Source organism: Pseudomonas sp. MWU318 (genome assembly GCF_016756945.1).
Classification (GTDB): domain Bacteria; phylum Pseudomonadota; class Gammaproteobacteria; order Pseudomonadales; family Pseudomonadaceae; genus Aquipseudomonas; species Aquipseudomonas putida_A.
The window spans coordinates 252,279-266,737 of record NZ_JAESJL010000008.1; the positions used below are offsets into that span (position 1 = coordinate 252,279).

At 59.1% G+C, this 14,459-nt stretch carries 12 protein-coding genes; 2 read left to right on the forward strand and 10 right to left on the reverse strand.

The window, feature by feature from the left end; translation table 11 throughout:
• Nucleotides 1-78: 78 nt before the first annotated feature.
• The 8 genes from JN524_RS19965 to JN524_RS20000 form a co-directional block, all read right to left on the reverse strand.
• On the reverse strand, nt 79-1,218 hold the full coding sequence (locus JN524_RS19965) for an SGNH/GDSL hydrolase family protein (protein ID WP_202370447.1): 1,140 nt from the start codon (nt 1,216-1,218) through the stop codon (nt 79-81).
• A 615-nt stretch (nt 1,219-1,833) separates the two neighbouring features.
• Nucleotides 1,834-2,880, reverse strand: a complete 1,047-nt coding sequence (locus tag JN524_RS19970) for an acyltransferase family protein (protein WP_202370448.1) — start codon at nt 2,878-2,880, stop codon at nt 1,834-1,836.
• Nucleotides 2,881-2,892: 12 nt separating this feature from the next.
• Nucleotides 2,893-3,996 (reverse strand): hypothetical protein, encoded by a 1,104-nt coding sequence (locus JN524_RS19975; RefSeq protein ID WP_134786938.1) that lies wholly within the window; start codon nt 3,994-3,996, stop codon nt 2,893-2,895.
• Nucleotides 3,987-5,216, reverse strand: coding sequence for a polysaccharide biosynthesis C-terminal domain-containing protein (locus tag JN524_RS19980; RefSeq protein WP_202370449.1), 1,230 nt, complete (start codon nt 5,214-5,216; stop codon nt 3,987-3,989). Before JN524_RS19980 ends, JN524_RS19975 begins: the two co-directional genes overlap by 10 nt.
• Nucleotides 5,213-6,325: a polysaccharide pyruvyl transferase family protein gene (locus tag JN524_RS19985; RefSeq protein ID WP_202370450.1), complete on the reverse strand. Its 1,113-nt coding sequence runs from the start codon at nt 6,323-6,325 to the stop codon at nt 5,213-5,215. Before JN524_RS19985 ends, JN524_RS19980 begins: the two co-directional genes overlap by 4 nt.
• Before the next feature lie 15 nt (nt 6,326-6,340).
• Complete coding sequence (locus JN524_RS19990; protein ID WP_202370451.1) at nt 6,341-7,423, reverse strand: glycosyltransferase; 1,083 nt, start codon at nt 7,421-7,423, stop codon at nt 6,341-6,343.
• Between the two features lie 39 nt (nt 7,424-7,462).
• Nucleotides 7,463-9,691: a polysaccharide biosynthesis tyrosine autokinase gene (locus JN524_RS19995; protein WP_202370452.1), complete on the reverse strand. Its 2,229-nt coding sequence runs from the start codon at nt 9,689-9,691 to the stop codon at nt 7,463-7,465.
• Between the two features lie 38 nt (nt 9,692-9,729).
• Nucleotides 9,730-10,170, reverse strand: coding sequence for a low molecular weight protein-tyrosine-phosphatase (locus JN524_RS20000; RefSeq protein ID WP_202370453.1), 441 nt, complete (start codon nt 10,168-10,170; stop codon nt 9,730-9,732).
• A gap of 291 nt (nt 10,171-10,461) precedes the next feature.
• Between JN524_RS20000 and JN524_RS20005 the strand changes: the two genes are divergently transcribed.
• Both JN524_RS20005 and tal read left to right on the forward strand, forming a co-directional pair.
• On the forward strand, nt 10,462-11,412 hold the full coding sequence (locus tag JN524_RS20005) for a glycosyl hydrolase family 5 (RefSeq protein WP_202370454.1): 951 nt from the start codon (nt 10,462-10,464) through the stop codon (nt 11,410-11,412).
• Nucleotides 11,413-11,619: 207 nt separating this feature from the next.
• Nucleotides 11,620-12,546 carry a transaldolase gene (gene tal / locus JN524_RS20010; protein WP_027611470.1) on the forward strand — a complete coding sequence of 309 codons (927 nt, stop codon included), beginning with the start codon at nt 11,620-11,622 and terminating at the stop codon, nt 12,544-12,546.
• Between the two features lie 214 nt (nt 12,547-12,760).
• Here the strand turns inward: tal and rssC are convergent, their stop codons facing one another.
• Nucleotides 12,761-13,243: an anti-sigma factor antagonist RssC gene (gene rssC / locus JN524_RS20015; protein ID WP_003226553.1), complete on the reverse strand. Its 483-nt coding sequence runs from the start codon at nt 13,241-13,243 to the stop codon at nt 12,761-12,763.
• Nucleotides 13,240-14,424, reverse strand: a complete 1,185-nt coding sequence (gene rssB / locus JN524_RS20020) for a two-component system response regulator RssB (RefSeq protein ID WP_007968217.1) — start codon at nt 14,422-14,424, stop codon at nt 13,240-13,242. Before rssB ends, rssC begins: the two co-directional genes overlap by 4 nt.
• Between the last annotated feature and the right edge of the window lie 35 nt (nt 14,425-14,459).

A 14,459-nucleotide genomic window follows, 5' to 3' on the forward strand; every position in this document is an offset into this window, starting at 1 on the left:
TAGGAGCTGCGGCACGCTGCGATCTTTTGATCCTGATCTAGAAAAACAAGATCAAAAGATCGCAGCCTTCGGCAGCTCCTACAGGGGTTTGGTGGTGTCGCAACTGTCCGCATTGATGCCACTGACAATCCAGCGATAGAAGTAATCGGCAATCACCTTTCCGCCCGTGGCCGGCTGCGGATGAATCTTGTCCGGGCCGATCATCGCCGCCGCATAGCGTTTGACGTCCGGGCCGAACGCGCATTGCAGATTGGCAAAACCCAACTGCTGCTCATGCGCCCACGGCTGCAAGACCTGTGCATACGCCGACATCGGATAGGCACTTGAGCGCGTGGTGTCCTGACGCATGATCAGGTTGATGCTCGCCGCCGGTTGGATCTCGCGGATCATCGCCACCAGGCCCTGAACGTTGTGCAGGTACTGTTCGGGTTTGACCCCGAAGCCCTGATCGTTGCCGCCGAGCATGATCAGGTAAACGTCGGCGGGGATCTTCGACACGGCGGCTTTCCACTGCACCTGCCATTGCGAGTCCTGGTGATAGAAATCCGCCGATGCCGCGCCCGAGGCCGCCAGTTTCGACACCCGCACGCCGTTCTGTTCGTTGCTCATCCACAAGCCAAACAAGGTCGGTGCGCCCTTCACCACTTCCAGTTTGAATGACCAGTCTGCGGCTGCCGAAAGACCTGCAAGCGGTACTTCCTGAACGCCCGAACCCTTGAGCGTCAATGGCTGCCAGTCTTCCGAGGGTGTCCAGCGGTAGCGCAGCTCACTGGCTTCGCCGTTGCCCAGATAGAGCAATTTCGCCTGGGTGACTTGGGTGTCGATGGCGGGTGTCGGGCTGGCATCGATTTGCAGCCAGGCGCCGGGCTTGCCCGTGACCGTGCGGCTGTCGGGGCTGGCCTGACCGAGGCCAGACACTTGCCAGCCACCGCCGAAGTACTTTTCGCTGCTGCGGGTGTATTTGAAATGCGTGCCGCCCAGCGCGGCGCCGTGGTTGAAACCGACGTAACCGGGGCCGGCAAAACCGACTTCGTCGGCCACGCGCTGCACCAGTTTGTTCAGGTAGAAATCTTGCCCGGCGCTGTAGCTGTCGCCGATCACCGAGACCGACAAGACCTTCCCGGCCTTGCCTTCGCGCCACTGGGCAAAACGCTCGCGGGCATCGCCTACCTCAACCATCGACGCTGCGACGGGCTGAGCGTCATTTACTGCCAACATGCATTATTTCCTTCAGTCTGGAATGGCCCCTTCGCGAGCAGGCTCGCTCCCACATTGGATCGATGCCGTACAGCGATCCAATGTAGGAGCTGTCGAGTGCAACGAGGCTGCGATCTTTTGATCTTCAACCTCAAAAGATCGCAGCGTGCCGCAGCTCCTACAGGGAGATCGATGCCATACAGCGCCCCCTTGTAGGAGCTGTCGAGTGCAACGAGGCTGCGATCTTTTGATCTTCAACCTCAAAAGATCGCAGCGTGCCGCAGCTCCTACAGGGAGATCGATGCCATACAGTGCCCCCTTGTAGGAGCTGTCGAGTGCAACGAGGCTGCGATCTTTTGATCTTCAACCTCAAAAGATCGCAGCGTGCCGCAGCTCCTACAGGGAGATCGATGCCGTACAGCGATCCAATGTAGGAGCTGTCGAGTGCAACGAGGCTGCGATCTTTTGATCTTCAACATCAAAAGATCGCAGCGTGCCGCAGCTCCTACAGGGAGATCGATGCCATACAGCGCCCCCTTGTAGGAGCTGTCGAGTGCAACGAGGCTGCGATCTTTTGATCTTCAACCTCAAAAGATCGCAGCGTGCCGCAGCTCCTACAGGGAATGGTGCACGACGTTAAATCCGTTGGGTCTGCACCACCGGAGTAACGCTCGCCACCGGTTTTTTCTTCGCCGCACGCTCCCCGAGAAACAGCATCGAAGTGACATTGAAGCGGCTGAAAATCATCGACAGCACCACCGGCCCTAACAGACCGAACAGCAGTCCACTGAGCACCAGAATGCTTTCGTCTTTCACCCCCAGCCGTCCCATGACAAACCGCGAAGTCGCCGCGAACAGCACATGAAACAGGAAGATCGCGTAAGAGTAGCCGCCCAGCCAGGTCAGCCACTTCGAGCGCATGTCACTCGACAGCAAAGCAATGCAGGACACACACCCCACGGTCAGACCGATCAGGCTGCGGCGGTCGACAATCAACTCACGATCAATCGCCGCCACGTACAGCAGCGTCAACGAAATCAACACAAACACCAGCGGCCCGACCACCTTGAACCGCTGCTTCAACGCCTCGACATTTTCCTGGCCGATCATCCCCGCCACAAAGAACGGCAGCAGGTAAATCGCGCCATTGATGCCGAACGCATCGAGCTTGAACGGCGGCAACAGAAACACCGCCGCAGCGAAGGCGAACAGCAGATACGAGCGCGTCATCGAGCGCAGCATCCCGCGCCATTCCAGCAGCCCGACGAACATGAAAATGATGAACACCGCCTGCAGGAACCAGAAGTGATTGACCGGTACCCAGAACGACAACAAGGCATCGATCACGCCGACATCCTTGTTCACCCCCGGCCCCACCGCCTGCAACACCGAGAACGGCACACCGACGCAAAACAGCGGCACGATCAGCCGTCGTACCTTGCCGCTGAAGAACGCGGAAAAGTCATTGCCGCGAATTTTGTAGATCGAATAGATGTAGCCGGAAATGAAGGTGAACAGCGGCATGCGCACGTACACCATCGAGTCGGCGATCACCCGAAACGGCGAGCCGAGATCGATCTTCAGGCCTCCGCCCAACGGGCCAATGACGTGATAGAGCACCAGCAGCAGGCACGCCAGACCACGCAGTGTTTCGATCTCCAGCGATTTTTTCTTGCTCGACATACAGCACCTGCCTCAATTCAGAACTCGTGATTCAACCCGCACCGGTTTGTTGGCGCGCAACATCAGACCCAAGCCGACAAACAACACCGGCACCACCATGGAAAAGTGCCGGGCGAAGGAACCGAAATCCGGCTCGAACAAGCCTTGCACCAGCAGGAACGCCAGCGGAATCGCGATCAGCTCCTTGGGTTTGGTCTCGATCGGCGCGCCTTTGTAATCGGTGGAGGTGATGACTTTGAACAGCAGCAGCGCGGTCATGATCATCAGCGCCACAAAGATCACCTGGCCCGGCCCGGACAACAGAATCAGCTCTACCGGGAACGACAGCCGGAAGAAGATGATCATCGAGTCCAGCGCCTGCGAGACGAAGTCACTGCCGCTGAGCCACGAGACGATCAACGATTTCGAACCCTCCTCCCCGGCCGTGCGCAACTCGTTGTTGCTGGCGCGAATCGACGACACCGGAAACCCCAACGCCAGCTGAATCGCCATGGCCACCGCCAGATAAAACAGGAACAGCATCAGGAAAAAGGTGAAGCGCGACACGTACTTTTTCATCACGCAGACGCCGACCCACGACAACGAAAACAGAATCCAGTAAGGCCGGATCAGCACGCCGTAGATCACCGCCGACAGAAAAAATCCGCCGCGGTATTTGCGCGTCAGCGAGCTGAACAAGATGCTCAGCACCGCCACCGAAACGATGATTTCCTTGGTCAGGTTTTCCAGAAAGAACGAACGCACAATTCCCCACAGGCACAGGGTGCCGAAGATCGCCAGCGGCATGCGCCGGAACACCACTACCGGAATCGCCGTGAGGAAGAAATTGCAGAACATCCCGTAGGCCCAGGCGTTGGTGAGATTGATCCCGGTGGGCCGCAGCAGGAACGCCGAACATTCGTAGGAGGAGCGATCTGGCGAGAACGGGTTCCAGAAATTGCAGTTGTCGGCGCGGGCGTAGGACGACCACAACGTCATCGCATCCGGCCCCGGATCGCGCGGGATCAGCAGCGGCATCGCCACCGACAGAAACAGCCCGGTGAACAGAATCAGGAACGACAGCGAAGAATCGAGTTTGCGGCCGCGAAACTCGATGCACGGCAACTTCAACCCCATGCCAGTGCCCCTTTGGCACGGGTCGCCCGAGTCAACACGGCAATCACCCCGAGCTGCACGATGATCGCGAAGACATTGCCCCACGCCGCGCCATAAATCGAATAGTGCTTGATCAGCAGGTAACTGACCGGCACCGACACCAGCAGGCAGATCGCCGCGCTGGCGAATGACACTCGACTGTTTTTCGAAGCGATCAGACCGCCCCAGACGATGTCGCCGATGGCCCGCAAGGCAAAGGAAAAGATCAGCACGCCGAGGATCGCGTTGTCCGGACGCGGCACACTGGTGGCGACGTAGTCGAGCACCACGTTGAAGAACAGATAGATCAGCACCGCCACCGCCGCCGACACCAGCAGCGAGCGCATCACCCACTTGTTGACGAACAAATGCCTGACCGTGAACGCCTGCTGATCCGCCTGAAACCGCTTGGCCAGAACCGGAATCCCCACAACCGCCACCACCGCGTAGGACAGCGCCTGCAAAGTGTTCGCCGCAGACCACGCGTACACATATTTACCCAAGCTGGCGTAGGGCTCGAGATCGGCAATCAGAAAGCGCTCGACGGACTGACTCAAGGCGATCAACCCCGTGCCGAAATAAAACGGCAACCCGGCCTTCCATACGGTCGCGGTTGTCAGTGCTTCGCTGACCCGGCCCTTGTGCACGTTCACCACGATCAGGTAACCGGCGACGATCACCAGCACGTTGGCGGCCACCCACAACCACAGCACACTGGCGATGCCGGAGACCCAGTCGAGCATCATCCCGCCCACCGCCAGCAGCGCCCAGAGACCGGTCTTGATGAAGAACAGCAGCGCGCCTGCCGTGGCCTTCTGCGCAGAAAACACGAACGAGTTGATCTCGAACGACAGGTGTTCGGTGAGCAGCACCAGCGTCACGCAAAGAATCAACGCGGTGCTCGCCTCGACCTGCTGGAACAGCGAGTAAATCCCCACCGTCAGCAGCGACAGCAGCAGCCCCACTGCCAGATACAGCAGCAGGACTTTGTCGACCACCCGCCGCGAGCTGCCGCCAACGCTGATCAACCGATTGATCTCGGAACTGAAACCAACGCTGTAGAACTTCGAAGCGATCAGCGACGCGGCGACCACCACGCCATAAAACCCCAGCGCTTCGTAGCCCAGGTAATGGGTGATGGCCAACACCAGCAGAAACTTCGCGCCCAAGGCTCCGCCGCGCAGCAGCAAGCGAAATATCATCGAACGACGCCTTTGATGATCTCGTCCATCATCACCGTCTTGGCTTCGATTTCACGGCAAGTGTCGGTCAGGCGCTTGCCGAAGTTCGACAGCGCGTTCGGCGCATAAACGGTGTCGATGATCTGGTCGACATTGATGTCGCCGCCATTGATCACCCAATCTTCCACGCCCATGTCCTGATAGGCGCCAAAGCCTTTGCGCTCGTAGCTGATGTGGTACGCCGGGACGCCGGACAACAGCGATTCGATGGCGCCGTGCAGGCGCACCGAGATCACCAGGTCCGGCTGATATTTGGCAATCGTCGCCTTCAACGACAGCAGGTCCTCGGTGATGCCCAGTTCGCGATAGAACGCACCGTCATCGTTGCCGCGAACGGCGCTCTGCACGGCGCAGACCACTTTGCTTTTGTTCTTCAGGCGCTGCAGCAGCAACTTCAGGTTGGCGACGTAGGCAATCTTCTTTTCCTTGCTCCACTCCGGCGGCTTGCGCAGCACCACGCACACGGTGGCCGGCGACGCGGCACAGCGGGTGAACTTCGGTTGCTGAAGGATCTTGCTGGCCAGTGACTGCACTGCCAGATCCGGCGCACGATAGACGTTTTCGCAGGCATCGAACATTGCCGAGGAGCGGTTATCGCGCACGAACACCGCGTCAGCGCTGGCGTAGTGATCGACGATCTTGCGGCTCTCGCCATGGAACGGGCCGATGCTTTGCGGCAGGTACACCGACGGCACCTTGCTGAGGATCGCCGTTTCCAGTTGCTTGGCGTGGCCGAGTTTCAGCTTGATGTGCTCGAAGGCGCTTTTCGAGCGCATGTAGCCGCCACCGACGCCGACGATCAGATCGGTCTTGCGCAACAGATCCGCCAGCCCGGCATACGACTGATTGAGAAACACCGCCTGCTTGACCCGCCCAAGACCCTTGGCCGCCATCACCGGCGCTTCGAAACGCGGGTGCGGCAGGTAGGCGAAAGACTGCGGATCGGACGCCACGACATTGATCGCGGTGTCTTCGCCAAAGTTGCGCTGCACCAACGCGATTGCCAGATCGACGAGCAGGCCGTCACCGGAGTTGGAGGCACTGTAGCCATGCAAAATCGTTACGTTCATAAGCTTGAGTTCTACTTAATAAGTGGGAGCGCAATACACGTCGTAGGTCTGGCGGATCATCAGCGCGGCGCTGAAGCGTTCACGCACGATGTTCCGGCCTTCGCTGCCGAGGTCGAGCAACCGCGGCTTCTGGATTCGCGCCAGCACGTCGGCCAGCGCCTGATGATCACCGGTGGGGAAGATGTAGCCGGACACTTCATGGGTGACCAGTTCGGGCAGCGACGTGCAGTTACTGGCGATCACCGGCAAACCCATGGCCATGCCTTCCAGCGGCACCATGGCGAAGCCCTCCCAGCGGCTCGGAACGATCAGCGCGTCGGCCTGTTGATACAGCGCCTGCACTTCAGCCGGCGTGACCCACGGCAGGTACTCGACCGCGTCCATCTCGGGGCACTCGACCGTGTCCTCGTTGACCGCACTGCCGACCACTGTGAGTTTCAGATCGCTGCGCTGCACCTTGGCGAAGGCCTTGAGCAACACGTCGAAACCTTTCTGGTAGTCGAGACGACCGACGAACAGCAGATGAATCGGCGCGGGGCTCTCGGCCTTCGGTGCTTCGTCACGTTGGTGGATGCCGTTGTAGATCAGCTTCATGCGCGAGCGCTGAATGCCGAACCGCGCGGCCTTGTCCATCTCGTAGCGGCTAACGCAGATAATCACGTCGGTGACTCTCTGCAGGACCCGCTCGATCCATGCGTAGATCTTCTGCTTGGTCGGCGAGCTTTCCATCAGGAACGAAAAGGCGTGCGGGCAGTAGACGATTTTCGGCTTGCGCCACGGTCGCAGAAGCACACAGACCACGCGGCCGATTACCCCGGAAAAGGTGCTGTGCAAATGCACCACATCGGGTTTTTCCTTGAGCATCACGCGGGTCAGTTGCCAGGCAAATCGCAGCAGCGAACGCACATCACGCCCGCTGCGCTCGAACGTGCGAATCTGCTGTGCATCGATGCCGTGCAGCTCTTGTTTCTGGTCGAGCGGCACCAGATAGACCAGCTCGTAATTCGAATCCTGGCCTTCGGGCGACGCCGAGATGGTGCGGATAACGGTGGCGACCCCACCTTTTATCGTTTCAGCCACGTGCAGTATTTTCTTCACAACCCACCCACTTTCATGCCAGTTGGAACGTCCCTGATTTCAGGATTTGTCCGACGCGTATTCGTAGTTGTAATAGCCATAGCTGCCATTGCCGTAGTAGCTGGCAGCGCGCTTCTCGACGCCGTTGAACACCGCGCCCTTGAGCTCGATGCCGTTCTGCGCGAAGCGGCGAATGGTCGCTTCAATTTCCTTGGCCGGGTTTACCGCAAACCGCGTGACGATCAGGCTGATCCCGGCTTCACGCCCGACAATCGCCGCGTCCGTCACTGCGAGCAGTGGCGGCGTATCGATGATCACCACGTCGTAGCGCTGACTCAGTTCGGCGAGCAGATCGCGGAAGTTGGCATGCATCAGCAGCTCGGAGGGATTCGGCGGAACCTGACCACGGCTGATGAAGTGCAGGTTGTCGATTTCCACCGTGTTGATCGCCTGCTCGATGCTGCAGCGCTTGACCAGCAGATCCGAGAGGCCATTGGCGATCGGCACATTCAGCGTCTTGTGCAGGTGGCCCTTGCGCATGTCGGCGTCGATCAACAGCACGCGCTGACCGCTTTGCGCCATGACCGCCGCGAGGTTGGACGAGACGAAGGTCTTGCCGACCTGCGGGCTGGGGCCGGAGATCATGATGCGGTTGTTGGTCGAATCCAGCGCGGCGAAATGCAGGCAAGTACGCAGGCTGCGGATCGACTCGATGGACAAGTCGGTCGGGTTGCGCAGCGCCAGCAGATAGGCCGGCGTCTCGGCGGTGATTTTGGCTCGGCCTTTTTTCGTGTCCTCGTCACGCTGCAAGGCGCTGTAGGGAATCGACGCGTACACCGGCAGCCCGAGCTGTTCGATGGCTTCCGGCCCTTCCAGACCTTTGCTCAACGATTTGCGCAACAGCACCAGGGCCACGCCGAGAAAGGCGCCGAGGAACGTTGCGATCAGCACGATCAGGGCTTTTTTCGGTTTGACCGGGCTGCTCAGGTCAACATCTGCCGGGTCGATCAATCGTACGTTGCCCACCGCACCGGCGCGAACGATGTCCAGCTCCTGGGATTTGTTCAGCAACTGCGTGTAGATCTGCGAAGCCACTTCCACATCGCGGGTCAGGTTGAGCAATTCCTGCTGCGTGGCCGGCAGATCACCGACCTTGCCTTCCAGCGACTTCTGCTGCTGAGTCAACTCACCGATCTGCGACATCAGCGCGCGATACGCCGGATGCTGTTTGGTGAACTTGCGATCCATTTCCGCCTGCTGCATTTTCAGCTCGGAAATCCGCGTTTCCAGCGCCACGGACTGACCAAGCACCGATTGCGTTTCCAGGGAAATATTCACGGTCTTGCCGTGGGTCTGATACGCGTTGAGCGCATCGCTGGCCTTGGCCAGATCACGCTTGACCTGCGGCAACTGACTTTGCAGGAACGCCAGGCTCTGCGCCGCTTCCGCCGAGGTGCGGCGCACGTTCTGATCCACGTAGAGCGCGGCGATCTTGTTGAGGATCTTCACCGCCTCGGCGGCATCGGCACTCGCCAATGCCAGGCGAATAATCCCCGACTCCTTGCCTTGCTCGGAGATATCCAGCGCATCCTGGTAACCCTGAATGGTCACGATCCGTGGATTGCGCACCACTTCAAAGCGCGTGCCCGGGTTGGCTTGCAGGCGCTCGATCAAACCTTCGACGCCGTCCTGGGCGAAGGCTTCGCCGGCGACGCCCTCGACCAGCAGGTTGTCGTTGTCATCGAGCAACTGAAAGCGCTGTTGTTCACCAGCCACCAGGGTGAGCTTCTTGCCCAACAACTCTTTGGGCAGATTGAGCCGGGTAAATTCCAGACGCTCGCCACCCCAGGCGTAGCTGTTGAAGCCAAAACGCGGCGGCGCCACGCTGAACTCGGTTTCGCCGCGATAACGCCGGGCGAGAAAACCGCCGACCACCGGGAAGGTGTTGGGCGTGACGTCGATGTCCAGGCGCAGGTCGTCGACGGTTTTGCCGATCACCGCGCGGGACTTGATGATGCCGATTTCGGTCACCGACGGCGATTGCCCGCCGAGCATGCTGCTGAGGTCGGAAAAACCGAGCATGTCGTTCTTTTTCGGTTCGACCTGCACCAGCGCGTTCGCCAGGTACACCGGCGTCGCCAATACCGCATAGGCAACGCCGGCGGCCATGAATGCACCGGTGAATGCACCGATCAACCATTTCTGATCGATCAAACTGCCGAATATGCCGAGAAGATCAATACTGTCTTGATCGTTATCACGGTTGGCGATTACTGACGGTAACTGCATAAGTCTTTCTTACCATTCACTGATCTGAAGAATATTCATCAATGTCCGAGGCGCTGCGCCCACGAGCTAACAGCATCTTCAATCAATGCATGGGCATGAATAAAAGCGGCCTTACCTTGACGATACGGATCCTGTATTTCTCGTTCGCTCTGCCACTTGCCGAGAAGAAATACTTTGCCTCGGGCGTGCGAGGCAATCTTCAGCACCTGATTCACATGTTGTTTTTCCATCACCAGAATCAGGTCTGATTCATTGACGATATCGGCGGTCAATTGCCGGGCCCGGAAACCCTCGGCGCTGTGCCCATGGTCTTCCAGCACCTGGCGCGCCGAGGTTTCCATGCCTTCGCCGACCCGCGCAGAGAGACCTGCGGAAGTCACCGAAATGGTTGAGGGGGTCAGCGCGTTACGCAGCAGAAGTTCTGCTGTCGGACTTCGGCAAATATTGCCAACGCACACGACGAGGATCTTTTTGAACAAGGTTTACATTCCTGTGTAATATCATTCTGCCAACATCTAGAGCGGATCTTAATGAACCCACTAGATCATTCTGCACTCAGAAATAGATTCGCCCTGTTAGTACCAGCGTATTAAGTACCACAGGGTCAAAAGCCGCCAAAACACAATTAACGGACTAAAAATAACTGTGATTTTCAGGTCTGGTTTTCCTGACAAAAAATAACATTGGTGCACTTAGTGCCATTGTCAGTTTCGAAACAGTTATCTCGAGATACCTTTTCGCCGTTGTCACTTCTCACCCGGAGAACCGACATGAAATCAGCCCATCTCAAACCCCTGAGCGCCCTGACCCTGTTACTGCTGGCGGCAACCGGCCAGAGCCAGGCCAATGAACTGTTCCCGGCATTGCCCGCCAATAAAACCATCGGGGTTCAGGTCAAAGTCCAGACCTTCTCCGCTGCCGACGCCGAGCGCGTCAAAGCCACCGGCTTCAGTTTCGTGCGTTTTGGCGTATGGACTGACAGCCTGCCCAGCGCGGCCTACCAGAAGCAGATCAGCGAAGCCTTTGCCGTGGCCCGCGCAGCCGGTCTGCCGGTGCTGATGACCCTGCGCGCGACCAAGCCGTTACCGGCCAATGATCTGGCGAACGCGGGGGGCGCGTATGCCAATGCGCTGAACAGCCTGGCAGCGACCTATGGCTCGCAACTGGTCGCCATCGAGCTGTGGAATGAGCCGGACCTCGGCACCTACTGGCCGACCGGCAATTTCGACACGACGTTCGTGCCGTTCATGAGCGCAGCGTGCAAGACCCTGCAAGACAAACCCCAGACTGTCCCGGTGATCGGTTTTGGTTTTGCCCGGCCACCGACCGCCGGCTCGGCGTCCACCGTGGCACTCAACCGAATCGTCAGTGAATACCCCAAATGCCTCAACGCGGTTTCCTACCATCCCTACGGCATGAGCGGCACGCAGATCAGCAACGCCCAGGCGTTTATCCAGCAGAACTTCCATCTGCCGGGGGTGATCAGCGAATGGGGCATCTCGGCGCTCGCCTCCAACGGCGGGATTGAGGGTCAGGCCAGCAAAATCAGCGCATTCGTCGCCGATATCAAAACCCGCAACATTGCCCTGACCTCGATCTACGAGTGGAAAAACAGCGACACCGGCAGCAATGACCGCGAGAAGAATTTCGGTCTGTTGACGTCCGATGGCCAGCCGAAACCGGCAGAAACTGCGGTCAAAACCCAGCTGAGCCAGCAATAACCTCCATCAATGTGCTCAAGGGGCGCTGGCCGTCAGTTGCTTTGAACCTGCGGCCGATTTTGGCATCGTATTCATCGATACCGCGCCCCACCGTTCAAACAGCCGTTCTCAGGTTGTTGCCCCCGGGGAACCCGTTGCGCCTTGATGCCCTTGAGTGGCTGTCAACGCTCGGGTAATGTCGTCAAACCCACAGGACAGAGCACACCCATGACTTCCAAGCTGGAACAACTCAAACAGATGACCACCGTAGTTGCCGACACCGGCGACTTCGAAGCGATCGCCCGGGTCAAGCCGGTCGACGCCACCACCAACCCTTCCCTGCTGCTCAAGGCAGCCGCCATCCCCGCCTACGCCGAGCTGCTGAACGCCTGCGTCAGCGACTGCAAGGGCGACGTGGGCCTGGCCAGCGACCGCTTCGGCGTCGCCGTGGGCCAGGAAATCCTCAAAGTGATTCCGGGCCGCATTTCTACCGAAGTGGATGCGCGCCTGTCGTTCGACCAGGACGCCGTGCTCAAGCGTGCGCATCGCCTGATCGAGCTGTACGACAAGGCCGGCATCGGCCGTGACCGCGTGCTGATCAAGATCGCTTCGACCTGGGAAGGCATTCGCGCTGCGGAGATCCTCGAGAAGGAAGGCATCCAGACCAACCTGACCCTGCTGTTCTCCTTCGCTCAGGCTGCCGCTTGCGCTGACGCCGGGGTGTTCCTGATCTCGCCGTTCGTGGGCCGCATCTACGACTGGTACAAAAAGGCCAACGGCAACGACTACACCGGTGCCGATGATCCGGGCGTGCAGTCGGTGACCCGCATCTACAACTACTACAAGGCCAATGACTACAAGACTGTGGTCATGGGCGCCAGCTTCCGCAACCTGAGCCAGATCGAGCAACTGGCCGGCTGCGATCGTCTGACCATCAGCCCGGACCTGATCGACAAGCTCGCGGCAGACACTGGCAAACTGGAGCGCAAACTCGCCCCGGGCCACGCCGGCGAAGCGCGCCTGAGCCTCAACGAAGCGCAATTCCGCTGGCTGTCCAACGAAGACGCGATGGCCACCGAGAAACTGGCTGAGGGCATCCGTCAATTCGCCCGTGACCAGGAGAAGCTCGAGGCGCTGCTGCAGGCCAAGCTGTGATCTGAGTCGCTGAAACGCAAAAAGGGCGAACCCAAACGGATTCGCCCTTTTTTTTATGCGGTGCTGAAAGATGCATCGTCTGGACTGGCGCCTTCGCGAGCAAGCCCGCTCCCACAGGGTCAGGTGTGGAATGAAGATCTCGGGTTCACTCAATCACTGTGGGAGCGGGCTTGCCCGCGAAGAGGCCGGAACAGACAACCTCAACCCCAAAGAATCAGTGTCTTTCGAGGGCATTCACCAGATCATGGAAGGCTTCACGATTGGAGTCGTTCAGGCCCATGAGGATCTTGTGCGCTTCGAGCACCTTGATCCGCACCACTTCTTCGGACTGGTCCTGATCCGGCAGGTCGTCCAGGCACTCGGGGCACGGCACCGGGTGGTTGACGATGTTGAACACCTGCTCAAAGCCCATCGATTGCAGCAGACGGGTGATGTCTTCGTGGGTGGTGACGACGGTCGGCAGCAAGCCGACCTTTTGCCGCGACAGGATCGACAGTTTGGCCAGCAGGCCGAGGGTGGTGCTGTCGATGCTGCGGGTTTCGGTCAAATCGATCACGATCGCGTTGAAATTCAACGCGGTGAAGATTTTCTCAATAGTCGCATCCAACGCCGAACACAGGGTCAGGCGAACTTCACCGACGAACTTCAGGACGAAGGTGCCGTCCTGTTCGGCGAACTGGATTCTACCGGTACTCATTGAAGGTTCCTGCTCAACACCAACAGGGCGATATCATCCGGCATCTCCCCTAGCGTGGCCAATTCAAACACTTGCCGCAGACCATCCAGGCTGCCGCCCGCCGCCTTCACCCGTTGAGGCAAGGCAGCTTCTTTTTCCTTGAGCGTCGGTTCTGGCAACAGATCCAGAATGCCGTCGGACATCAGCGTCAGGCTGAAGGTCGGAGGCAGCTCAAGCACGTGATCTTCGTAGGTGGCCTCATTGAACAGGCCCACCGGCAAACCGCGGCCTTCGAGATAACGAACACTGTCAGGCGTGTACAACACAGGCAACGGCAGATGGCCGCCGATGCTATAGGTCAACAAACCGGTCTCCTCGTCGATGACTCCACCGACCATTGTGACGTGTTTGCCCAGCTTACAACTGATCAGTCCCCGGTTGATATGACCCAGGACTTCCGAAGGCTTGAATTCCGGCAACGTGCCGTTGCGCTTGGACTCGAACAGCAGGCGCGTGGTCATGAACTTCAGCAGCACCGTGACGAACGCTGACGAGGCGCCATGGCCCGATACGTCGGCCAGGTAGAACGCCACCCGACGCTCGTCGACACGGAAGTAGTCGACAAAATCACCCGACAGGTACAGCGACGGGATGATCTGGTGGGCAAACTGGAACTCGTCGATGCGCCACGGGCTTTCCGGCAGCATGTTCATCTGCACCTGACGACCGGCGTTCTGGTCTTCCTGGAGCAGGTTCAGGCTGGCTTCGAGCTCGCGGTTGGCCTTCTCCAGCTTCTCGCGGTAGCGCTGGTTCTCCAGCAGCAGGCGCGCACGATCCAGCGCGCGACGCACCGAATGCTCGAGCACGGCCAGGTCTTCGAGAGGCTTGATCAGGTAGTCCGCCGCACCCAGGCGCAGCGCCTCGACCGCGTCGTTCATCACGCCGGCACCCGAAACGACGATCATCGGCGTTTGCGGTGAGCGCTCGGTGACCTGGCGGATAAGTTCGAGACCGCCCATCTGCGGCATGCGCAGATCGCAGATGACCAAGTCGGGCTTGTCTTGCTCGAATACCTGAAGACCCTGTTGGCCGTTGCTGGCCTGCAGGACGCTGAAACCACTGTCTTCCAAATAGGCCGCGAGGCTCGCGCGCACTACTTCGTCATCATCGATTATCAGCAGCGTGGCACTGGTTTTTGGCATGTGGGCAAACGGCGCCAGAATTAGGTTGGCGTAGC